The sequence below is a fragment of the Candidatus Methylacidiphilales bacterium genome (assembly GCA_025056655.1).
Lineage (GTDB): Bacteria > Verrucomicrobiota > Verrucomicrobiia > Methylacidiphilales > JANWVL01 > JANWVL01.
In genome coordinates, this window is record JANWVL010000042.1 from 1 (window position 1) to 23,823 (window position 23,823).

Annotated in this window: 19 protein-coding genes and 2 tRNA genes; 16 read left to right on the forward strand and 5 right to left on the reverse strand. The window is 49.8% G+C overall.

All coding sequences use genetic code 11. The features are described from left to right. From NZM04_01805 to cas2, 3 genes are all read left to right on the forward strand, one after another. Positions 1-3,187 (forward strand): hypothetical protein (locus NZM04_01805; GenBank protein ID MCS7062779.1); only part of this gene is annotated, 3,187 nt, incomplete at its 5' end. 13 nt (positions 3,188-3,200) lie between these two features. Next, positions 3,201-4,157 carry a type II CRISPR-associated endonuclease Cas1 gene (gene cas1, locus NZM04_01810; GenBank protein MCS7062780.1) on the forward strand — a complete coding sequence of 319 codons (957 nt, stop codon included), beginning with the start codon at positions 3,201-3,203 and terminating at the stop codon, positions 4,155-4,157. A 17-nt stretch (positions 4,158-4,174) separates the two neighbouring features. Further along, positions 4,175-4,546, forward strand: a complete 372-nt coding sequence (gene cas2 / locus NZM04_01815) for a CRISPR-associated endonuclease Cas2 (protein MCS7062781.1) — start codon at positions 4,175-4,177, stop codon at positions 4,544-4,546. A gap of 409 nt (positions 4,547-4,955) precedes the next feature. Here the strand turns inward: cas2 and NZM04_01820 are convergent, their stop codons facing one another. The 3 genes from NZM04_01820 to NZM04_01830 form a co-directional block, all read right to left on the reverse strand. After that, positions 4,956-5,393 carry a hypothetical protein gene (locus NZM04_01820; protein MCS7062782.1) on the reverse strand — a complete coding sequence of 146 codons (438 nt, stop codon included), beginning with the start codon at positions 5,391-5,393 and terminating at the stop codon, positions 4,956-4,958. 174 nt (positions 5,394-5,567) lie between these two features. Then, entirely contained in the window at positions 5,568-7,547 is a 1,980-nt protein-coding gene (locus NZM04_01825; protein ID MCS7062783.1) for an ABC transporter ATP-binding protein/permease, read from the reverse strand. Continuing rightward, the gene (locus NZM04_01830) at positions 7,544-8,572 is read right to left on the reverse strand and encodes an NAD-dependent epimerase (protein MCS7062784.1); all 1,029 of its coding nucleotides are present in this window, start codon (positions 8,570-8,572) and stop codon (positions 7,544-7,546) included. The genes NZM04_01825 and NZM04_01830 overlap by 4 nt, the downstream gene beginning before the upstream one ends. Positions 8,573-8,695: 123 nt before the next feature. On the opposite strand from NZM04_01830, the gene NZM04_01835 reads away from it, so the two are divergent. The 7 genes from NZM04_01835 (at position 8,696) to polX (ending at position 17,924) form a co-directional block, all read left to right on the forward strand. Further along, positions 8,696-9,604, forward strand: coding sequence for a ParB/RepB/Spo0J family partition protein (locus NZM04_01835; protein MCS7062785.1), 909 nt, complete (start codon positions 8,696-8,698; stop codon positions 9,602-9,604). A 76-nt stretch (positions 9,605-9,680) separates the two neighbouring features. Further along, positions 9,681-11,087 (forward strand): helix-hairpin-helix domain-containing protein, encoded by a 1,407-nt coding sequence (locus tag NZM04_01840; GenBank protein MCS7062786.1) that lies wholly within the window; start codon positions 9,681-9,683, stop codon positions 11,085-11,087. Positions 11,088-11,341: 254 nt separating this feature from the next. Then, positions 11,342-13,516, forward strand: coding sequence for a thioredoxin domain-containing protein (locus tag NZM04_01845; GenBank protein ID MCS7062787.1), 2,175 nt, complete (start codon positions 11,342-11,344; stop codon positions 13,514-13,516). Positions 13,517-13,559: 43 nt separating this feature from the next. Continuing rightward, on the forward strand, positions 13,560-13,910 hold the full coding sequence (gene rplT, locus NZM04_01850; protein MCS7062788.1) for a 50S ribosomal protein L20: 351 nt from the start codon (positions 13,560-13,562) through the stop codon (positions 13,908-13,910). A 63-nt stretch (positions 13,911-13,973) separates the two neighbouring features. Then, positions 13,974-14,999 (forward strand): phenylalanine--tRNA ligase subunit alpha, encoded by a 1,026-nt coding sequence (gene pheS, locus NZM04_01855; GenBank protein MCS7062789.1) that lies wholly within the window; start codon positions 13,974-13,976, stop codon positions 14,997-14,999. 114 nt (positions 15,000-15,113) lie between these two features. Continuing rightward, the gene (locus NZM04_01860; GenBank protein MCS7062790.1) at positions 15,114-16,082 is read left to right on the forward strand and encodes a hypothetical protein; all 969 of its coding nucleotides are present in this window, start codon (positions 15,114-15,116) and stop codon (positions 16,080-16,082) included. An 81-nt stretch (positions 16,083-16,163) separates the two neighbouring features. Beyond that, entirely contained in the window at positions 16,164-17,924 is a 1,761-nt protein-coding gene (polX, locus tag NZM04_01865) for a DNA polymerase/3'-5' exonuclease PolX (protein MCS7062791.1), read from the forward strand. Between the two features lies 1 nt (position 17,925). Here polX and gspG read toward each other — a convergent pair whose 3' ends face one another. Next, positions 17,926-18,348, reverse strand: coding sequence for a type II secretion system major pseudopilin GspG (gene gspG / locus NZM04_01870; GenBank protein ID MCS7062792.1), 423 nt, complete (start codon positions 18,346-18,348; stop codon positions 17,926-17,928). A gap of 164 nt (positions 18,349-18,512) precedes the next feature. Here gspG and NZM04_01875 point away from each other — a divergent pair, with 164 nt between their 5' ends. Then, a complete protein-coding gene (locus NZM04_01875) occupies positions 18,513-19,544 on the forward strand; it encodes a quinone-dependent dihydroorotate dehydrogenase (protein MCS7062793.1) in 1,032 nt (343 codons plus the stop codon). A 46-nt stretch (positions 19,545-19,590) separates the two neighbouring features. Then, a tRNA-Arg gene (locus NZM04_01880) sits at positions 19,591-19,664 on the forward strand. 1 nt (position 19,665) lies between these two features. Here NZM04_01880 and NZM04_01885 read toward each other — a convergent pair. Continuing rightward, a tRNA-Ala gene (locus tag NZM04_01885) sits at positions 19,666-19,738 on the reverse strand. Between the two features lie 217 nt (positions 19,739-19,955). Between NZM04_01885 and NZM04_01890 the strand changes: the two genes are divergently transcribed. The 4 genes from NZM04_01890 to NZM04_01905 are packed head-to-tail and all read left to right on the forward strand — an operon-like array spanning position 19,956 to position 23,760. Beyond that, positions 19,956-21,071 carry a carotenoid 1,2-hydratase gene (locus NZM04_01890; GenBank protein ID MCS7062794.1) on the forward strand — a complete coding sequence of 372 codons (1,116 nt, stop codon included), beginning with the start codon at positions 19,956-19,958 and terminating at the stop codon, positions 21,069-21,071. Positions 21,072-21,092: 21 nt separating this feature from the next. Next, entirely contained in the window at positions 21,093-21,860 is a 768-nt protein-coding gene (locus NZM04_01895) for an ABC transporter permease (protein ID MCS7062795.1), read from the forward strand. Between the two features lie 8 nt (positions 21,861-21,868). Beyond that, positions 21,869-22,576, forward strand: coding sequence for an ABC transporter ATP-binding protein (locus NZM04_01900; GenBank protein ID MCS7062796.1), 708 nt, complete (start codon positions 21,869-21,871; stop codon positions 22,574-22,576). A 23-nt stretch (positions 22,577-22,599) separates the two neighbouring features. Beyond that, entirely contained in the window at positions 22,600-23,760 is a 1,161-nt protein-coding gene (locus tag NZM04_01905) for an efflux RND transporter periplasmic adaptor subunit (protein ID MCS7062797.1), read from the forward strand. The last annotated feature ends 63 nt before the right edge of the window (positions 23,761-23,823 follow it).

The window sequence follows — 23,823 nt, forward strand, 5'->3', positions numbered from 1 at the left end:
TCTGGGCATCACTTCGATTGGCGAAGCTGTTCGTGAGGGGACGAAATTCAAGCATATCGCTTCGCTTCTAATTCCTGAAGATTTTGCCGAAACAAAAAACGCCGCCGCCCGCCGCCGCATGTTCCGGACGCGCCTAGCCCATAAAGCCCGCGAAGCCTGGCTCGACGAGGTTTGGAAAAAGGCCGGCCTAGAGCTTCCGCGAAAGCGAATCGTCGCTAAATACGACGAAAACGGAAACGAAGTCTCCGGCAATAAAAGAGGCACTTGGAAATTAAAGCAAACAGCAGACCCGCGACTCGAACGCGAATTTGCCTCCGGAAACGATTCTACCTGCTACACTTCCTGCCTCCTTCGCATCAAGCTCCTGCGTGGAGAGAAACTCGAACCCTGGCAAATCTACAAAGCCCTTCATTCCGCTATCCAAAAGCGCGGCTATGATCCTAATATCCCTTGGAAAGCCGCCGAAGCACGCCGAGCAGGAAAAACTATCGAAGAAATCGATGAGGAGGAACGGAAGGCTGACGCAGAACTCGCCAAAAAAGATCCCGCTTACCAAGCCGCTCTCAACGCCTGGCGCGCCTTCAAAACACAAGTGCCTCAAAACTATCACTTTCCCTGCTACTACGACGCCCACAAAATGAAATTGTGGGATCCATCAAAACCCGACGAGCTTAAAACCAAAACCGATCACACAGCGGAATCTACGCAGAACGTCCGCTTTGATCGCACAGACGTGGCCAAGGAAATTCAGGCTTTGGCCCAGGCGGCGGTCAAACAAATCCCCGCCCTCGCGGCTGCCGCACCTCCAGGCGTCAGCTTTGCTGACTACCTTTGCTACGGCCCTACCGGCAAGCCTTACGCCTCCTACGATCCGAAGCTACGTAAGCGATACAACCTTCACCTCGGCTCCGAAGAAGACTGGCAAGGCGTCCTTGGCCAAAAAATCCCCCGCTTCGATAACCGCATCCTCGCTCCCTGCGCCCTGATCCCGAGGTTTCACACATGCAGGGCTGATGACCCGCTTGTGATGGAGGTCACCTACCTGATGAAGCTAAAAAACATCCTCGTCGAGCGATGTGGAATCCAACAGCGCCTCACACCTCAAGACATTCAAAAGCTCTTCAACGAAGACAAGCCCGTATCTTTAAGTTTCACCCCCACCCAGTGGAAAAAATGGTGTAAGGAAAACGGATATTCACCCCTGCCTGGCCATGAAAAAATCGATCCTCCCAAGAAAACAGGCCGTTCACGCTTTTCGCGTCCGGCTTTACGACTGGTGAAAGAATTGATCCTTTCTGGAAAAAATCCGAAAGATTTTTACAAGGATCAAAAAACGAAAATCATCAATACCGATCCGAAGAAAGGTCTCATCCTTGCTGATCTCAAATTCATAGCCGATCTCGGTGACACAAGCTGGGAGTCATTTTATATTCCGGACCAAAGGCTCGATGCTCTGGAAACCAAGCACTCACAAAACGGCCAGTTAGATAAAGACGCCGCGATCCGCGAAGTTATCGGATCAATCAATGATCCCATCGTCCGCCATCGGCTCACGACCTTCAACCAGCGACTAATCAAGCTAGAGAAAAAATTTGGCATGCCTCATGAGGTTGTTTTGGAATTCGTGCGTGAAGACTTCATGGGAGAAAAAGCAAAAAGAGAACTCAAAAAATTTCAGGAAGAACGGCGGAAAGAGCGCGAAAAATCTGCCAACGAAGCTTCCCAATTCAGCACCGCAAGCTCCGCTCCTCTCAAGCTACAACTCTATCGCCAGCAAGGAGGCATTTGTCTCTACACCGGCGAGCCTTTGAGCGAACATCATCTCGATCAATATGAAATTGAACACATCGTGCCGCGTGAATTAGGCGGCCCCGATGCCATGCTGAATTACGTGCTGACAAAGCGAGAAACCAACAAAGAGAAAGACAGACGCATCCCCTTTGACTGGTTCAAGCAAACCAAAACCCAAAACGAATGGGAAGCCTACAAACAGCGTGTCGAATCAGCAGCCATTAATAACAAGAAAAAACAGCTCCTCCTCCGCGCTGATGCATCGGAGCTTGTGGAACGTTACACCGCGCTGGCCGAGACGGCTTGGATCTCCAAGCTCGCGCAGAAAATCGTCTCGCTTCGCTTTGGATGGCGCAATGGAATAGATGCAAGCGGCAACAAGCGTATCATCATCATCTCAGGCGGACTTACCGGGCGTATCCGTCGCAAATACCGCTTGAACCATGTCCTCAATCCCACCGCTCAGACTGAGGAAGAGGCTGAAAAAAAGAATCGTGATGACGACCGCCATCATGCGCTTGACGCCATGATCATCAGCTTCCTGCCTGGATGGATGCGGGACAAATCCAAGCAGCATTTCTTCCGCTTCCCTGAGGAAGTCCAAAAAAATCCGCCCGGTTTCTTTTCTAACTGCATCAAAAACGTCGTCCCAGAAAATCTGGCCTATCCCAAGCCGCGCTTAGCTCAGACAATTTACGGACTGCGCAGAGATAAGGAATCCAAGGTCATCGTCCAACGCGTCAGCCTTCTGAAATTGGCCTACAAAACTCTGAATATGCGAGAAACCTACGATCTCGAATATCTTCAAAAACAAATCACGTCCGTTCGCGATGACAATATCCGCAAGACCTTAGCGGCTTTTGCTCAAAGCAAACCCAGCGAGCAAGATTGGAAAAACTTTTGCGCCTCCTTCCGTCAACCTTCAAAAAATGGGCGGCAGGGACCTCTCATCAAAAAACTTTGGGTCAATGTAGGTGATCCGGAATCCTACCGCGACCTTTCTAAAGACGGATCAGGAGCCTACTTCCAAGCCGAAAAATCTCATAAAGGACAGATCATCTACATCGAGCTAAAAAAGGACAAATCCGGCAAGATCACCGAGACTCCTCGTGTTGCCCCCGTTTATGTCTTTGACTCAGTGGCAAAAGTCAAAAAACGTTTGCTAGAGGAATTCGGCGACACAATCCGCATTTACGGTTTCTTCCAATCCGGCTGCACCATCGAAATCACCCAAGACCTCGTTCACAGCTCCACCGTGACATTACCCGCAGGCAAATACCGGCTGAATACAATCAAAGAAAAAAATGAGGTTGTTGTAACTTCTCCTTCAGGTAATAAGAGCCCAGCGATCGGCCTGAAAAAATTCATCGCAGCCGGTCTGCGCCGGGTAGATTAAATCTTGGAGGCCTATGAGCCACCACGTCCTGCACATCTTCAGTCACGGCAGCGCGCTGGCGAAAGAGCGCGGCTTTTTCGTCTGCAAATCGCCCGAGGCTGAAGAGCGACGGATGCCGCTCGAAGACATCCGCGCTGTCGTCATCGCCGCGCGTGGAGTGCAGATTTCATCGAGCGCCATCTCTGCCCTGCTGGATCAAGATGCGATCCTGCTGCATTGCAATGAGCGTTACCAGCCTTGCGGCTGGACAGCGCCGATCAACCGCATCACCGACCTGCGCGCCTTTCAGAATCAAGTCCGCCTCCCCGCCCGTCTCAATTCTCGACTCTGGCAGGAGATGCTCCGCTACAAGACGATCAACCAAAGCCACGTCCTCCGCGCCGAGGGTCTTGCCTCCGCTCACCTGGAGCGCGCCGCCAAGCAGCCACAAATCAATGAAGCGGATTGCGCCCGCCGCTACTGGCAACTCTTCTTTCCCGCCATCGGCTATGTCGCCTCGCGCCGCGACCGCAAGGAAAACTCGCCCCCCAATCAAATGCTCAACTACGGCTACAGCGTCCTGGCTGCGCTCTGCCACCGCGCCCTCATCATTCACGGCCTTCTCCCGCAGCTCGGTCTTCACCACAAGCCACGCTATCGCAGCGAGCCGCTCGTCTATGATCTGATGGAGCCGTTCCGCCCCATGGTGGACTGGATGTTGGCGGAGTTTTTGAAGACAAGCGAAGAGCTGTCCCTTTGCGCTTGGGCTAAAAAAGTAGGCACTGGTCTTAGAGAGCTGCGGTTATCCAAAGGCAATTACACTCTAAAACTTCTTGATGCGATCGATGTCGCAGCATCTTCATTGGCACGCGCTTATGCGTTTCAAAGCGCTGCTGCATTATGGATTCCCGAGCTTATGATCCCGAGCAGCTCTGCAAATGGCGATCGAGAAATCCCCCAAGCCCCTTCTCCCTCCTCGAGCGAAGAATGAATACCAGCCCTTTTACTATGGGATGGCTTATGGCGATGTTTGATCTACCGGTGACAACCGAGGATGAGCGCCGCGCGGCAACCCGCTTCCGAAACGATCTCCTCGAGGACGGTTTTTTGATGATCCAATACAGCGTCTATGCGCGACCTTGCGTCCACTTTGAGCAAATGCAGAAGCACGCTGAGCGAATTCGAAAAATTGCCCCTCGGGCTGGCAACGTGCGCATTCTCTTCGTTACGGATCAGCAGTGGGTGAAAAGCATTAACATCGTCGGTGAACGCCCGTTTGAGGATGAGACGAGTGCTTCATCTAATCCTTCTCCAACAAAACATAAAGATCGCCGAAGCCGACAAAAACATATACCGGGACAGATCGAGTTTTGGGAATAAAATCCTGATAGCTCAGCCAAGCTGTGTAGCAAACAAGCACAAACTAAAAGGACGGCCGCTCTACCGTGCAAGCAGTGGGTAGAGCGGCCATAGATTAGTTAAGTCTTTCCCCAAGAAGACAGGCTGAACTCTGCTAAAATCGCCTATCTCAAGTGCTTTTGCAAGTTCTATTCTAACAGCCTGTCTTCTTGGGGAAAAGGGGGATGATTGGAGGCGGGCTTTGGTTGTGTGAATTAAAAGGGAGTATTGGTTGTGTTTTATGAGTTATTTGAGATGTGGCGTGCGGGGGGTGATGTTGCCTTGAGTTGCTCGATTGGGGAGGAGTTTGGGTTTTTAAGGGGGAAGCCCCAGTGCAGGGGTTAGGAGCTCCTGCGCTGGGGCTTGTGGGTGGGGTTATTGGGGGGATGGTTTAGTCTTGGTCTTCGTCTTGTTCTTTTTGGAAGCTTAGGGACCGCCTTGCCCATCGGCAGGCATTTTCATCCATAGGGATCCAATCCCTATCGAAGGCTTCTAGGCTTTCGAGAGGGTCGGATCGGTCTTCGTCGTGCTCTTGTAGGAACTTGGTTTCGATAGGGTCATCTTCTCCACGTTCCTGTATTTTTTGGATTCGACTCATCACGTAACGAATGGCTTTTCCGAATCCATCGGGATCCTCGTGGGGGAGGATCATGATGTCGCGATATGGGAGTTTGTCGAATCCGCTGAGAATGATCGCACAGGCGACCACCGTTCGAGCGTCGTGAACTGCAAGTGCCCAATTTTCGTTGACCTTGATCAGTTCACTTTTGATTCCTTTTGCGGTTAAAGCCTTTTTGAAGGCTTTGATGGCTTGTAAGTGTTTGCTCATCGGAAATCGATTATGCGAGGGTAGGATGATGTTTTGTCAAGTGAATGATGGAGGTAGGGGGAGGATGAGGTTGTCTTGGGTGGAGGGTAGGATTGGAGCCTGATCTTTGGAGGTGGGAGTGGTTGGTTTGAACGGGTAAGAGTTGTCAGCAAAAAGAGGAGGGTGGGCGGTTAGCTACGCTCGGATGCCTTGTCGGCGAGCCATTTCTGCGAAGTGTCCACCAGCAGCGAGGAGTTCGGAGAAGGTGCCTGTCTCGACGATGGCGCCTTTGTGCATGACGATGATGCGGTGCATTTGGGCGAGTGTGGAGAGGCGGTGGGCGATGGCGATCACAGTGCGTTCCTCGGAAAGGCGGTCTATAGCGGCTTGGACGATGCTTTCGGCTTGGGCGTCGAGGGCGGCTGTGGCCTCGTCGAGGATGAGGATGGGGGCGTTGCGGATGAAAGCGCGAGCGATGGCGATGCGTTGGCGCTGGCCGCCGGAGAGGCGTGAGCCGCGCTCGCCCAAGACAGTGTCGTAGCCGTGGGGCATTTGTTCAATGAATTCATGGGCGTAGGCGGCTTTGGCGGCGGCGATGATTTCATCTCTTGTGGCGTGTGGCTTGCCGAGGGCGATATTTTCAGCGACTGTTTTATTGAAGATGGCGACTTCTTGGCTGACTAGGGCGATGAGGGATCGGATGGTGGAGAATGAGAGATCTTTGATATTGATGTCGTCGAATAGAATTTCGCCGGAGGTCGGATCGAAGAAGCGGAGGAGTAGATTGATGAGGGTGCTTTTGCCGCTGCCGCTTTCGCCGGCGATACCGAGGCGAAGACCTTTGGGGATGGTAAGGGTGATGTTTTTTAGGACTGGCTCTTCATCGTCGTAGGAGAAGGTGACGTTGCGGATCTCGATGGCGCGGGTGAAATGAGGTAAGGGGACTGGCTCAGCGGGCTCGCGGATTTGGGGTTGTTCGTTGAGGAGGGTGAAGAGACGTTTGACGTTGACACTGCTTTGGGCGAGCTTGAGGTTAACGCTGGCGAGAGATTTGATGGGGTTAAAGAGTAGGCCGACTGCGAGCATGTAGGTAAGGAGATCCGCGATTTTCATTTCTGTGATGAAGACATACATGAAGATGGTGCCAACGGCGAAGGCCATGATCATTTCGACGAGGGGATTGATGAGGCTGGAGGCTTGGCCTTGCTTCATTGAGTAATGGATGAGCTTGGCGGAGTGTTTGTCAAACTCATCGAGCTGGTGTTTTTCGAGGTTGTAGGCTTTCACGACGCGGATGTTTCCTAGGGCTTCGAATATTGCGCCGCCTTGTTTGATGCTGACTTCGATGTTTTTTTCGACGGCTTTTTTGATTTTTTTGGTTAGGACTCGCATGGGGACGGCGACGAATGCGATAAAGAAGAGTGCGATGAGGGTGAGCTGCCAATTGATGGCGAACATGGAGATGACGATGCCGAGGATGGTGGCTGGATGTTTTAAGTAGTCGTTTAGTGTGATATTCATGGTGTCGAAGATCGAGGCTGAATCTTGACCTAGTCGCGTGCTGATGTCGGCGAGGGTTGATTTGTTAAAGAAATTCATGGAGAGCGAGTAGAGTTTTTCGAGGACGTCGTGGCGGAGGTCGGTGATGAAGCGTTGGCTGACCCAGCGAATGCAGTAGGAGTTAGTGTAATTGAATATGCCTCTGATGAGCACGATTGCTGGAAAGAGAAGGAGCCCGCCGATGAATTGCCGCCAGTCGAGAGGGCGCCCATACTTGGGGAACCATGGGTCCATGATTTGTCCGAGCTGGTCTGCCCATTTTTGAGCTTTTGTTTTGAGGTTGTGAAGGGTTTGTTTGAAGGCGATGCGGATGTTATTGAGACGTTGAAGGAGCGGATAGGTAGGTTGGGAGAAATTGTCTATGGAATCTTCGTTCATCGCTTGGTTGGGAGAATGTGGGTCTGAGAGAAGGGGGAGAGCCGGGTTGGCAGGGGATAAGGCAGCTTGCGTGGCTGATCGGCTCTCCATCCTTGAGCTGAGATATTTCAAAGCCCAGATGGAGGAGACATTCATGGCGGCAAAAAGCAGGCCACTAAGAATTCCGACGGTAAATCGAAACCAGTAGCGCCTGAGATAAGGCCAACCAAAGATAAGCGTATCCCAAAGAAGTTTCATACAGCAGCGAAACGATAGCCGTATTCTCGATACCAAGCGATAAAACGTTTGAGACCCTCTTCAAGGGGAGTAGAGGGCTGAAATCCGACCGCTGCATGAAGTGCTGTGACGTCTGCTGCTGTAGCTAGGACATCTCCTTGGGCCATTCCGCGGTATTCGATTTTAGCTTTTTTGCCTAAGAGTCGCTCCAGCGTGGCGATAAAGTCATTAAGCTCGATAGGGGTGTGATTGCCGATGTTGTAGATACGGAAGGGAGCGATGCTAGTAGCTGGATTAGGGCGCTCTGGATTCCACTCGGGATCGGGTTGTGGTGGTTTATCAAGCAACCGCAAGATGCTTTCGACGACGTCATCGATATAGGTGAAGTCGCGGCGCATCTGTCCGTTGTTATTGACATAAATCACATGATCCCGAAGGATCGCTTCAGTGAAGCTGTAGTAAGCCATGTCGGGACGTCCCCAGGGACCATAGACAGTGAAGAAGCGAAGACCTGTGCAAGGGATGTTGTAGAGATAACTGTAGGTGTGGGCCATGAGTTCGTTGGCTTTCTTTGTGGCTGCGTAGAGACTTACGGGATGATCGACGTTGTCAGATTCTCGGAATGGGATAGCGGCATTGAGGCCGTAGACCGAGCTAGAGCTCGCGTAAATTAGGTGTTTGGCTTGGACAGCGCGTGCGCCTTCGAGGATGTTTAGGAAACTGACGAGGTTAGATTGGGCGTACGCATGCGGGTTGGCGATGCTGTAGCGCACCCCAGCTTGGGCAGCTAAATGGATGATATGGGTGAATTGTTGCTTGGCAATAAGAGACTCCATAGCTGGACGATCGGTCAAATCCATCAGGAGAAAATCGAAGTGCTCGGAATGTGGTGTTTGTTCCAGGAGACGGACACGGGCTTGCTTGAGGCGTGGATTGTAGTAGGCGTTGAGGTTATCGATGCCCCATACGCGTAGGCCTTGTTGAAGCAAGGCATGGGTGACGTGATACCCGATGAAACCAGCGGCTCCTGTGACCAGTATTTTCATCAAGCAGCGGATCATCGCATAGGTTCAGAACCTTGGCGATTGATTTTATCACTGAGGGGTGAACGTGTCGGATGTGTTGCGTGAGTTTGACTTTTTCCCCTCGCCTGCCCTAGTTTGCGTAGCATGTCATCAAAACCCGCACTTGGCCGAGGTCTGAAAGCTCTCATCGGCACAGCGCCAGCTATCGCTTCTCCTGAGCCTGTGATTGAGAAAGGCGAGCGCGTGCAGAATGTGCAAATCGAAAGAATTGTTTCCAGTCCTTTTCAACCTCGAAAAGTTTTTCGAGAGGAAGAATTGACTGAGTTGAAGGATTCAATAAAGGCAGTAGGTATCCTTCAACCCCTTATTGTCCGTGCACAGCAAGATAAATATGAACTGATAGCTGGAGAACGGCGTTGGCGTGCAGCGCAAGCACTAGGACTTAAAGAAGTTCCCGTCATTGTGCGCTCAGCTACTGACCGAGAAGTCCTAGAGTTCGCCCTAACAGAAAATCTCCAGCGGGCAGACCTTGATCCAATCGAAGAAGCACAAGCCTATGTGCAGTTAATCGAGCAGTTTGGTCTGACCCAAGAAGAAATCGCTCAGCGCGTGGGTAAAAATCGTGCTACCATAGCAAATAACATCCGTCTTCTCTCGCTCAGCCAAGAGGTCATCACATACATTCGGGAAGGGAAGCTCTCTGTGGGCCACGCTAAGGTGCTTCTTTCGCTGGACGAACAAGCCAAACAAGATTTACTCGCTCGCCGTGTCATTAAGGAAAACATCACAGTTCGTCAGCTTGAGAAGCTTGTCGCTCAAATATCCTCATCCTCTTCATCTTCACCTAGAAACCACAAAATTAAAATCGATGAAGCCCAAAACAAAGCTGTGCATTATCAGCTCCGAGATATTCAGACGCGGCTTCAGCAACATTTTGCTACAAAAGTCACTGTGCATGGCAATCTAGAGTGTGGTAAAATCGAAATCGCTTACTACTCAAGCGCAGATCTCGATCGGCTACACCGACTTCTGTTACCTCATGAGCAGACGTAACCGAGCCTCACCGTCCTGATCAGAAAGCTATTGCCACGCCCAAAGTCATCATCCATAGTTTTACCAAAGGAGGAATATGGGAATTTTTAATTTTTTCAAAAAAAACAAGACACCTAAGGAGAATCAGGCTTCCCCAAACATCCAGCCAGCTCAGGCTACCGCCCCACCTCCACCTACTGTAGGTGCATATCCGCCTGTATCAAAGCCCGCTCAGGCACCGGCTATGCCTTCACACAAAGCAGCCTCACCAGGTGCAATTACAACCCCAATCATCACTTCGGGTGAAATAAAAGCCGCACCTGCGAGTCCCGCCCCCGCCCCCGAAAAATCCACTCCTTCCGAATCGACAGTTGCACCCCGTCCAGCAGCGGTCAATCCCCCGAAAAATGCACCTAGTGTCTCCACACTCCCCACGCCCAAAACAAGCAGTTCGATTGGTCCCACGGGGCGCCCACCTCTCTCAGCAAGCCAGATGATTAGGCCAGCAGGCTTGAAGGTTCCTGCCAAATATGTTCCCCCATCGGGGTTCCGGCCTGCCCCTCCGCCGCCTCAGTTTCCGACCACCGCAAACAAGGAAAATCCTAATTCACCACAAAATTTCACTCCACCGAAGCCCAAGCAAGTGCTTTCATCATCTCCCACTTTATCAGGTGAACCCCTGCCGCCTCCAAATACATCTGGATCCCCCACACTGTCTGCTGCCTTGACCAATAAGCAACCGGCTACTACGCCGAATCAGGTCTCCTCCACCACTCAGACGACAGAGGCGCCCACCAGTGAGTCTACTGTAGCATCTCCTCCAGATGGTGTCGCCAGCCCGGCTTCGGTCTCATCATCCCAGGCCCCTGAATCATCCATCGCACCCCAGTCTCCAAGCGACTCAGGTGAAAGTGCGACGCTCGACTTGAACTCTTGCTCAGTAGCTGAATTACTGCGAATCCCGAATCTTCCAAGGCGATTGGCAGAAGCTATCGTTCAATATCGCGAGACGCATGGCGCTTTCCGTGCACTGGAAGATCTTCTGCAGGTGCCGGAAATGACTCCGGTAGCGTATGCAATGATCACGGGGCAAGAGGCACCACCTAATTACAAACATACCAAAAACATTCGCCAACTCCTCAGCATTCCACAGGATCAAACGCTCACAGCAAAACTTGTCGTTGAGAAAATTGCTGGCTGGCCTGATGTGGTGGGTTGCGTTCTCTCCAACAAGGACTCCTCCGTGATCGCCTCTCACCTCATGGGAACCCTCTCAGCTGAAAAAATCGCCCAAGCCGCAGCACAGTTTCTTAGTTTCACTCAAAATCAACTTGAGCCTCTTCAGCAAAGCCAGGCTCCTGAAATTATCATCCCAGGCCCATCAGCTAGCTTTTGTTTCATGGCCAGCAACAAGGTGCATTTGACTCTTATCTACTCGGTTATGATTCCACCGGCTCGTCACTTGGAAATTCTTCGCGCCATCATCTCACAAATAGAAGTCTAGCACTTCACATCTCCACTCCTATGCGCACCCATGCAATCGAAAGAGCACAGACATTTTGGGACTACGTCGTCGTGATAGCAATAGTCTTTTTAGTAACCTCCTTTATAGTTCACCGATTCAAGGAACCATTGGAAGCCCTCCTAACACGCCCCAAGACAAACATCCAGCTGCAGAACCCATAATCTGGGATTCCAGAAAACAGCCGCTACAACACATTTGCATTTCCCACGACTACGCCTTGTTTATCAACGTATATGACCCCATCATCCGCTGGCCTGCGGAATCGTCTTCAAAATGAAAAAAGTCCCTATCTACTCCAACACGCCCACAACCCCGTTGCTTGGCAACCCTGGGACGAAGAAGCTTTACTACTAGCACGGAAACTGCAGCTCCCGATATTTCTCTCGATAGGTTACTCCACTTGCCACTGGTGCCACGTAATGGCTCGCGAATCTTTTGAAGACGCAGAGACAGCGGCTATTCTAAATAAATATTTCATCCCCATAAAAGTGGATCGCGAAGAACGCCCCGACCTCGATTCCATCTATATGGCCTACGTTCAAGCAACGACAGGTCACGGAGGCTGGCCGATGAGCGTTTTCTTGACTCCAGAGCTTCACCCGTTTTTCGGGGGGACATATTTCCCTCCCGAAAACAATCCCTACGGCCGTCCCTCATTTCGTTCTATCCTCAAACAGATCGCCGATGCGTGGCAAAAACATCATGCCGAAATCTCCGAAAAAGCTAGGCTAGCCACAGCACGATTCATTGAAGTGACTCAAGTAACCGAAGCAATCTCAAATTCCGTCCCGCCTCTTGAAAAAACCCTTCAGCTTTCGATCCGCCAAGCTCAGAAAAACTTCGATCCGCTCAACGGAGGTTTCTCATCCGCTCCAAAATTTCCCCGTCCCACACTATTAAGCTTCCTGCTTACCACTGCCACTCACCCTCTTGCTTCCGCCTCTCAGCCGTCTGCCCTAGAGATGGCTGACCGCACCCTCACGAGCATCATCAAAGGAGGCATTCACGACCATCTGGGCGGAGGATTTCACCGCTACTCCGTAGATAGCTATTGGCACATTCCGCACTACGAAAAAATGCTTTACGATCAAGGTCAACTTCTCACAGCCCTGGCTCAGGCATACGCGCTCACCCAAAAAAAAAGTTACCTGCAATCAGCGGAAAAACTGATCTACTACCTCCAAAGCCGTCTCAAATCTTGCTGCGGTGCTTTTTATTCCGCTGAAGATGCCGACAGCCCACGACCCGAAAACCCTCAAAAACACGGCGAAGGCGCATACTACACATGGTTCGAAAAAGAAATCCGAGAAGTTCTAGATCCATTAGAAGCCGAGATTGCGATTCTACGTTTTGGTATCCGGCCAGAAGGCAACGCCCCTATCGAATCTGATCCTCACGGTGAACTCAAAAATCTCAACACCCTTAGAATAAGCGCATCGATTGACCATCTCGTATCGCAATACAATCTTCCCGTAGAAGAAGTGGAGCAAATCCTTGCCAGAGCCGAGAAAAAACTTTTACTCAAACGAGAAACGCGTCCCCACCCTCACCTCGACGATAAAATCATCACTGCATGGAATGCTTATGTCATCTCTGGCTTATGTGCCTGGGCTGACTTTGAACCGTCCTTAGCACCGACAGCTCTCCCCTTAGCCCGCGCCGCGGCAGAGTTTATCCTCGAAGAACTCCTCGATCAAGAATCAGGCCTCCTATACCGCTCGTATCGCCAAGGACGATCCAGTATTCGTGCCTTTGCTATAGACTATGCAGCGCTGATCGCTGCACTGCTAGATCTCTATCACAGCACAGCTGAGCCTGCTTGGCTTCGGCAAGCCCTTTCTTTGCAGACCCAGATGGATTCTCTTTTCTGGGATGAAAAACAAGGCAGCTTCTTCAACGAAGATGGGCGAGATCCATCTCTCCTCTATCGAACACACGGAGACGAAGATCACGCTGAACCCTCTGCGAACTCCGTAGCAGCCTTAAACCTTATCCGAATAGCCGACATTTTACACAATCCCAAACGCCGTGAGCAGGCTTCTCGAATTTTATGCCGCCAAAGCTCCATATTAGAAAAATTTCCATTTGCCTCCCCTCACCTCACAACGGCTTTAATCCATTATCACACTGAACCCACCAATATTGTAATCGTAGGAGAGCGCTCCCATCCGCAGACCATAGAATTATTCACAGAGGCCAAGCGCCACTTTCTTCCGGCGCTCACAGTATTACTGGTCGATGGAGAAGCCAATTCAGATTTTCTTGTGAAACACACCCCCTGGATCATAGATTTCAAGATAATCGATGGAAAAGCAACAGCCTACGTTTGCCGACACTTTTCTTGTCAAAAGGTTATCCACACGATCAGTGAGCTACGCGAGAGCTTAGCGGCCGGAGTTACAAAATGAAAATTCTGTTGCCAAACTAAAACAAGAGGCTAAACGACTCCCTATGGCTCGAACTACAAACGCCCCAGCATCACGCGAACGTCGCAAGCGCATGCTGAAAGCCGCAAAGGGCTTCCGCGGCAACCGTAGCAAGCTCTTCCGCTATGCGAAAGATGCCTTGATGAAGGCCAAATACTGGTCCTATCGCGATCGAAAAACACGCAAAAGAAATTTCCGTTCCCTCTGGATTATTCGCATCAACGCTGCTTGCCGCTCTCTGGGCATCACTTACAACCGCTTTATCGAGCAGCTCAAAAAATCCAAGATTTCCATCGATCGCAAAATCCTCGCTGATCTGGCCGTGCGCGAGCCTAAAGCCTTCGAAGCGATCGTAGCCGCGGCTAAAGCGAATTAAATTCCCTCACCACTCCCCTCTCAGACGGGTCCCCTGCTTCATAGCCATCTCATTCCCAGCCTCATGAATTCTCAACTTGAAGCGCTCACCCAAGAAATTCTCACCGCGATTGAGCAAGCCAAAGACGCCAAAGCACTCGACTTTATTCGGACGAAATATTTCTCAAGACAAGGAGCGTTCTCACTTTTACGACAGACGATTACCCAGCTTCCTCCCGAGGAGCGCCGGGCTTTTGGACAAGCCGTAAATGCTGCCTACGAGAAACTACAATCAGCCCTATCTTCACGCGCCGAAAGTTTTGCTCCACTCGAATCGCTGTTTCCTCCGGATCCTACCCTACCGCCTCGGACATACCCTCAAGGCTCGCTTCACCCCGTGTTAACGCTCCTTTCACGGTCGGTAGAAATCTTTCGCTCCTTAGGTTTCGCTTTAGCCGATGGCCCAGAGGTGGAATATGAATATTTCAACTTCGATGCTTTAAATACCCCGCCAGACCATCCAGCTCGCAACGAGCAAGACACCTTTTATATCGATCCCCCCGAAAAAGCCCATCCGAAGTGGGGCCGACGTCTACTCCGCACGCAAACTTCGCCGATACAAATTCGCGTCATGCAATCCCAAAAGCCGCCAATCCGCATAATTGCCCCAGGGCGCTGCTATCGCCGTGACGAGATCGATGCCACCCACTCTCTCTCATTTCATCAAATCGAAGGCCTATACGTGGATCAAAACGTCACCTTAGCCCAGCTCAAAGGCACACTCGAATACTTCTTCCGCTCCCTTTTGGGCAACGATCTAGAGTTCCGTTTTCGCCCGCACTTTTTTCCATTCACAGAACCGAGTTTTGAAGTGGACTGCGCCCGATCGGACACCGTTTACAAAGGCAAAAAATGGCTAGAAATCTGCGGCTGTGGTATGGTGCATCCTAAAGTTTTGGAAGAGTCTGGAATTGATCCCGAGAAATATACAGGCTTTGCATTCGGATTTGGCCTCGAGCGAATCGCAATGCAGATCCACGGCGTGACCGATCTGCGGATGTTTACCGAAAATGATATCCGCCTCTTAAGCGCGCTTACTCCACCAATTTGACTGTGCTAACTCGCGGGAGATCCAGGCAAAAATTATTCCTCAAATTTATTTGACAATCTACGTAAAAAGGATAAGAAAGAACCGTTCTATACAGATCCGAAATTCGTGTGTCATATGAAAGTACAATACTTAATCCCAATTTCGGTAGCCAGCTTATCGCTATTGGCCTGTCAACCTGCGCAAACCGAAAAGGATGTCTTATCCAAAATCAAGCCAGAGGATCTCGTCAGAGGTGAATCTAATCCCCAACCACCCAACCAGCAAGCCAATCAAGCCCCGACTAACGTCACACAACCCCCTCAGCCCATGAGCCTTGCAGAGCTACAGGCTCGCGCCGCACAACTTGAAATCAACAATTCGGCCATCTTTGAAGAAAATAAAGGACAATTCGGCCCAGGAGCAGAGACCATCATATACCGCGCTACAGGGCGTGACTTCCAGTTCTACATCCGCACAGACGGATGGAGCAACGTTCTCAGCCAGTTCATTCCCGATCCTAATCAGCCCAAAGAAAAGCCTGAGCCCGGAAGACCTCCTCGCCCACCGACCGGCAGAATCACGACCCACCGTGTCGACTTCCAATGGATCAATCCCAATCCAAACGCAATTGTAGAACCTCAAAACCCCTCCCAAGAGACGCGCAATTTCCTAGGCACACAGGCCGGGGATATCATGGGCGTTCGTCTCTTTGGCAACATTAAATTTAGAAGCCTTTTCAATAACATAGACCTAGATATCAGCGCGCCGAAAAACGTCCGCCACCATACCTACACCCTCAGCCCAGGAGCAAACATTTCAGACCTTAAATTCATCCTCCGATACGCCGATGACGTCAAACTCGAAAACGACAAGCGAATGATCGTTCACACCACCCTTGGCGAACTCCCATATACCTTACAAATCGAGCAAAACGGCAAAGAAATTGATGGAAAGTTCATCCTATCCCCAAAAGGTCCTCCTCGCCCCAAGTCTAAAAAGAAAGATGAGCCATCCCAACCCGGTCCTGATGTGGAAATCTCAATCCAGTTAACAGGAACAGTCGACCCTTCTATGCCATACACTGTAACTCTAATCGAAAAATAAAATTCTCCTTAGACACACCCAAAAGGCGTGATACATAACCATCACGCCTTTTTTATTGCCTTTTTGCCTTACGTTTTTTCCATGGATAAAAACCAAATCATTCAAGTTCTAGAAGAAATAGCCACACTTCTAGAACTAAAAGATGAAAACCGATTTAAAGTAATCGCCTACCGCAACGCCGCACGCGCTCTAGAAACACTCCCCAAGCCGCTAGAAGACTACATCCAAAACAACACCCTTCACGAAATCAAAGGGATCGGAACGGCAATCTCAGAGAAAATTACTACCTTGTATAACCAAGGAACTCTTCCCTACTACGACGAATTAAAGTCCTCAATTCCTCAAGGACTTTTAAGCCTTTTAGAGATTCCAGGTCTTGGCCCCAAAAAGGTCAAGCTCCTCTATGATCAACTACAAATTGACTCCATCGAAAAGCTGGAAAAAGCCTGCCAAGCAGGACAGCTTGAAAGTCTCAAAGGATTCGGAAAAAAAACCGAAGCAAATATACTTGAGGGAATCGCCCAGCGCCGCCTCTTCTCTAATCAATTCCTTACAGGAAATATAAGACCACTGGCGGAGTCCCTACTTGACACACTGCGGGCGCACCCAGCAACCATACAAATCGCTATAGCTGGCAGCCTCCGACGCTGGAAAGAGACCATTAAAGACATCGACCTAATCGCCTCTTCATCATCACCTCATGATCTAATGCAAGCCTTTGTTTCACTGCCGGCAGTCCAGCGTATTTTGAATCACGGCGAGACTAAATCTTCCGTGATCCTACAAAATGGCATCCAGTGTGATTTGCGGGTAGTTCCCGATAAAATCTATCCTTACGCTCTAGCTCATTTCACCGGCAGCAAAGAACACAACATCGCGTTGCGTCAGCGAGCCATTCACCAAGGTAAAAAACTCTCTGAATGGGGACTCTTCCAAATCGGCAAAAACGGAGAGGAAATCCTTGTCCCATGCCGCTCAGAAGAAGAGCTACATCAAGCGCTCGGCCTAGATTTTATTCCACCCGAATTACGCGAAGACTTGGGAGAAATCGAGGCATCAGAGTCTCATCGCTTACCTCGACTCATCGAGTGGACAGAAATCAAAGGCACCCTTCATTGCCATACCACCGAAAGTGATGGCGCTTCCACACTGGAAGAAATAGCACATTCCGCAATTGAACTAGGCCTTCAATACCTAGGCGTCAGCGACCATTCTCGTTCCCAATTCCAAGCCCACGGCCTTGATGAGACCCGCCTACTCAATCAAATCCGCACAATTAAAAATTGGAATCAACTCCATGCCCCCACTTACGGCCTCCACCTTCTCGCAGGTTGTGAAGTAGATATCCTGAAAGATGGCTCGCTAGATTTCCCGGATACGGTATTAGCTGAGCTCGATTTTGTTATCGCATCGATTCACTCCGGCTTTTCACACGACGAAAACGCCATGACACAACGACTCCTTGCTGCAATTCAAAATCCATACGTCACTGTTATCGGCCACCCCACAGGTCGGCTTTTACTGCAACGACAACCTTATCCCCTCGACATCCCACGCATTCTTGAAGCAGCAGCTAAGACAGGCACTTGGATTGAGCTAAATGCCACCCCCTCTCGTCTCGATCTGGATTGGCGTTGGTGGCGGAAAGCACGCGAACTCGGCGTGCGTTGCGTCATTACGACCGATGCTCATCACGCCGACCAACTTCATTACCTTCGACTCGGCACCCAACTTGCACGCAAAGGATGGCTGGAAAGCAGAGATGTAGTCAACACTGCACCCTGGCCCAAATTCAAAGCCTTATTGCAAGAAAAAAGAAAACGCTTCGGGCTAGGTCCCTGACTTATTGTTTCCAATTACCGATGTCATCGGCCGTCCCCTCCTGACGGTCTGGTCCCTTAGAAAAGAGATCGAACGAATTCGTATTTTTTGTCCCAGGATAACGATATACATATTTCTCCCCCCAGGGATCGACAGGAATTTCTGTCATCAATTGTCGCCATTTCCTTGGTTGCGGCTCCCCTCCAGGACGCGAAACTAAAGCCTCAAGGCCTTGCTGCGTAGTCGGGAGAGTCAAGTTCAACATTTCATACGTTCGCAACTGAGTAGAAATCGTCTTAATATCACTCTCAGCTCGCTGCTCTCGGGCAATATCCACATTTCCAGCTATTTGATTGATCGCGAACGCCGCAAAGATCGCTATGATTCCCACAACAATCATTATCTCAAGTAGCGTGAACGCTTTCTTAGCCCTACAAATTTTCATATATGAAGTTTTCATATGCACACACTCATGCATCTTTACATGAACTATACTAATTTTATTTATCAAGTCAATAAAAAATCATTGCAACTTATTCGTAGATAAATAGTTCAAAAAAATAGAATTTTTTTATTCTTAGGCAAATAATTTCCCTCTACTTTAATCCAATGAATTTTTACCGACTTATATTCCCAATCTTAAGTGCCTTACTTCCACCTGAGCCCGCTCATCAAATTGCCTTAAAAATCCTTTCTTCACCTTTAACCATTCGCCTCATCAAGGCAATCAACCACAAAATCAACTTCCACTTTGCTCCTCAGAACATATGCGGAGCTGTTTTCCCAAACCCTATCGGCCTCGCTGCAGGCTTCGATAAAAACGCTGAGGCTCTGCCCGCCTGGCAAGCTCTGGGCTTTGGTTTCGTTGAAATTGGGACTGTTACTCCCTTACCACAAGATGGAAACCCTAAACCTCGTTTATTTCGTGTCTGTAAAGAGCACGCCCTAATCAATCGCATGGGATTCCCCAACATTGGTGCAGCAGCTGTAGCTCAACGCTTAAGCAGACTAAAAAACTCCGGGCTCTACCCCACCATCCCCATAGGCATTAACGTTGCCAAAAACAAAAACACACCCATAGAATCTGCATCTGAGGACTATGCACAAGCCGTCAAAATCCTTAACCCCTACGCTGACTACTTCACATTAAACATCAGCTCCCCCAATACCCCAGGCCTACGTCTCCTCCAGTCACCAGAATCCATCCAAGAAATTGTCCAAGCTTGCCGCAATGTTACTCAACGCCCTCTTTTTATAAAACTCGCTCCAGACTTAGACCTTTATGTCTTCCTTCGTATCTTGGAATATTGCCGCACAGCGCCAATCCAAGGACTTGTTTTGACTAACACTCTCCTAGAACGCCCATTAAGATTTTCCTCAAATGAAAAAGGCGGTATTAGCGGTCGCCCACTTCATCATGCTGCTGTGGACCGTGTTCGAATCGCCTCAGAAAGTCTAAGCGGAACCCAAATTAAAATCATCGGCGTCGGTGGAATAGAGTCACTCAACACTCTCCGCGACTTTATCGATGCTGGAGCTCATCTCGTTCAATTATACACTGGACTCGTATATCAAGGCCCATCTCTTCTCAATGAATTTGCCCGTTCATGGCACCTGATTCAATCACAACGTCCTCTATAGTCATCCTTGCCAGCTCCTACTGCCAAGCATATTCTTACAACTATCCGGTCCCGTAGCTCAGTAGGATAGAGCAGGGCTTTCCTAAAGCCAAGGTCGCGCGTTCGATTCGCGCCGGGACCAATGGAGCCTAGGGGATTCGAACCCCTGACCTCCTCAATGCCATTGAGGCGCTCTACCAACTGAGCTAAGACCCCATATCTCAATGAAAAACTAAAGACTATTTAGTTCACCATCCACCAATTGCGCAACCTATTTTTCACATAACTTATTCAGACAAATAAAAATTCAACTAAATAATCCATTAAAAGAAATAAAAATTTAACACGCATTAAAATTTTATTTATCTAAGGTCACTGTATTCAAAACAAACTTCAAAAACCTCTGACTCACAACTAATTTGCAGCCACCGTCATGCCTAGAACCAGGATTATACTCATACTCCCTCTTGTCCAAGCTCTTCTTGACAGCTTCATCCCCACTCATGCTCAGACTCACACACAATGGAAGCAAGCATTATCTCCTCACCCTTGGTCATTTCCCAAAGACCACGGCAATCATCCCGAATATCGCACAGAATGGTGGTATTTCACTGGTAACCTGACTGATTCAAAACAAAAAAACTATGGCTACCAGCTAACATTCTTTCGACAAGGGGCAAGACGAGATACCCCTCCTCTCAAAAGCCGATGGACATTCCGCGACCTATACTTTGCACACTTTGCTATATCTGATCCATCAATTCCGCTTTTTCTGAAGGCCCAAAAAATTTCAAGAGCGGCACTTGATACTGCTGGATCCGCTTTAGATGCCCTCCATGTGTGGATTGATGACTGGCGAGCTACCGAAATTAACCCATCTCAGTTCAGGCTCTCAGCCGACGCAGGAAACTTTGCTCTCGATTTATTATTAACAACCAAAAAACCGCCTATTCTTCATGGACGAGATGGACTGAGCCAAAAATCCACCCGCAAAGGATATGCATCGCATTATTTTTCATACACTCGTTTACTCACCCACGGCGTCATACGAATACATAACGTCGAATATCCCGTAAGCGGCACCAGTTGGTTCGACAAAGAGTTCAGCTCATCCATGTTAGATACAGACCAAGTAGGATGGGATTGGTTCTCAATCCAATTCGACAACGACTGTGAACTCATGCTCTACCTGCTCCGTCATTCTGACGCCTCTACATCCTATTCAGGTGGCACTTGGGTTGAATCCGACGGGCAAAAAATAGATATTTCCCATCGCCAATTTTCCGTGATTCCACGCAGAGAATGGACGAGCCCCCACACTCAGATCACCTACCCATCTGGATGGACAATTCGAGTGCCCTCATTAAATCTCGAAATAGAATTCCTACCCCGCACACCAGACCAAGAGCTCTCGTTTCAACTTGCAAATCGTCCCTTAAACTACTGGGAAGGCGCCTGCGTCGCCCAAGGCATATACAAAGGCAAACCCATCCGTGGTCATGGTTTTGCAGAGCTTACAGGCTACGACGGCATGCGTCCCCTACGCTGACCGAGCTATGATAAATCTATCATGAACTCCCTGGCTCACTACGTCCATCTCATCCGTTTGTGCACACATGCACAATTAAAGGCTGAAACTCACCGCTCCTACCTCGGTTACTTCTGGTGGATACTTGAACCACTCCTCAACACTTTTCTTTTTTACTCCCTTTTCTTTCTTTTCCTAGGCAAACGCACCCAACAATACCTTGAATTCCTCCTCGTCGGCACCCTCCTCTGGCAATGGATTCAAAGCACCTTGCAACTTGCTACCACCTCGATACTCGAAAAACCTCACCTCCTTCGTCAAATTAAAATCCCACTCTCCCTCTTCCCTATCACCAAGACATTAGCCAACACCACAAAATTTATCATCATATATCTAATCTTGCTCGTTTATCTGATCCTGCAAAACTTCCTCCCCTCACCTATTTGGCTTTTGCTGGTCCCCTTACTCCTTTTGCATACGTTACTCATTTTCAGCTTTGCCCTTCCCCTGGCCCTTCTGACTCCATTCGCTCCCGACATCAAAACCATACTTGACGCGCTCCTGCGCTTTCTGATGTTGCTTTCGGGCATCTTCTTTACTGTTGAATCCATACCCGCACATCTTCTGCCCTATTTTTATGCCAATCCTTTTGCTCACATACTTGAAACCCATCGTTCAATTCTCCTTCACAACCAAATCCCTCCCCCTCACCACTGGATAAACTCAGCTCTATTCATTCTCCTGCTTCTTCCAATCGGCCTAGCATTGCTTCGTTTTGCGGACGGCCGCATCCCAAAAATCCTAAAGTAACATCTTCCATGGAAACAGTGGCCCCTTACCTCATTCAAGCCAACAAAATCAGTCTCTACTATCGCATCCAGAAAGGTTTTATCCGCGGCTTCAAAGCCCGATTCCAAGCCCTTCACGAAGTCTCTCTCACCCTTCGATCAGGAGACCGGATCGGCCTCATCGGTCGCAATGGTGCTGGTAAAACCACGTTACTACAAATTCTTGCCCGCATCATACGCCCCGATAAAGGCACTCTTACGACAGCCCCACACATACGCACCCTCTTACTCTCGATCGCAGCAGGTTTTGAAAGCTCTCTCACAGGCCGCCAAAACGCTTTATTAAGCGCTCTCTATCTAGGGCTCGACCACGCAACTGCCACATCCCGGCTGCCCGAAATCCAATCATTCTCTGAGCTCGAAGACTTCTTCGACCAACCTCTTTACACCTACTCATCTGGCATGGTTTCCCGATTAGGCTTTGCCGTCGCACTACAGACGGATCCAGATGTCCTACTCATTGATGAAATTCTCTCAGTCGGTGATCATCACTTCCAAGAAAAATCCAAAAACGCCTTACTCCATCGCCTTCGCCCCTCACAAGCAGTTTTGATCGCAACTCACGACCTGTCACTCCTACAACAAATCACCACACACACTCTCTGGCTAGAAAATGGACGCGTCCGATATTTTGGGCCGACCCCCGAAACTCTCGACCTTTACCAGAAAAATTCCTAGCCTTACCTCCCCCAACACTCACCATGTGCCGCATACTTCGAAATCCCATTTCCCTCACTCTTCTCACACTCATTCTGCTTTACTGCCTCACACGCTCATTTCCCAACATTCCCCCGTTTTCTATCCTTGCCTCTATCTTCCCAGGCATCCCCTCCGCACAAGTCATTCAGCCAACCATAGGACGCGCCATCTCAGCAGTCTATGCGACGGTCACAGTCGAACCAACCCAACAGACTCTTATCCGCACCCGTCATTTCGGCCACGTTCGCGCCATCCACGTCTCCCCAGGTCAAAGCGTCACTCAAGATGCCCCTCTTGCTGACATCATTGACGAAACTACCTACCGTGAAATTGAACTCGCCAACGCTGAGCTAGCCCAAGCTCGCCTCCGCCACTCTCTTGGCCCTCCATCCCTCCCACTCCTCAAAAACAAAGAAGCCGAACTCAAAAAACTCAAAGCTCTTCTCGATGCAGGAAACATCGCCCCAATCGAGTATCAGCGCGCAGAAAACGAACTCCGTTCCCTTCAAGATCGCGTAAAAATCGAAACCGCCTCTCTAGATCACGACCTTCAAGTCGCCGAGCAACGCCTCAAAACTCAAATCCAAGAAAAAAACCAGATGACCCTCCGATCGCCACTCAATGGCACAGTGCTAGAAATCTACGCCACCCTCGGGGAATTCCTCCCCCCACAGTCACAAATCATGCGCATCGGCTCTAGCACCCTGCACCTCACGGCCTTTATCAACGAAGAAGATATAGGCCGCCTCAAACCCAAAATGAAGGGTAACGTCAAACTCTTCGCCTACCCCGAACTCACCCTTACTGCCACTCTCACTCAAATCCTCCCCCAAGCCGAAAATCAATCCTATCGCGCACTTTTCACATTGGATGAACCGCCTCCTATGCTCCTCCCTGGCATGACCGGCGAAATTAACATCATCACTGATACCCGCGAGCAAGCACTCCTCATCCCGACACGCGCACTCCTTCCCGGCCCAGCTGTTTACACAGTCTCCCCATCAGGTCGCATCCGCCTTACCCCAGTAACGATCGGCTTCCGTTCCATCGAAACCACGGAAATCCTCTCTGGCCTCACGCCGAACGACCGTCTCATCGCCGATGAGCTTCACCGTTACGCCCCTGGCCAAGTCGTGCGCATCATCAAACAACATACACGATAAATAAAAAGCCGGATTGCTCCCTCGAAAGCATAAAGTCAATTTCAAAGCTAAGAATTTTGGATT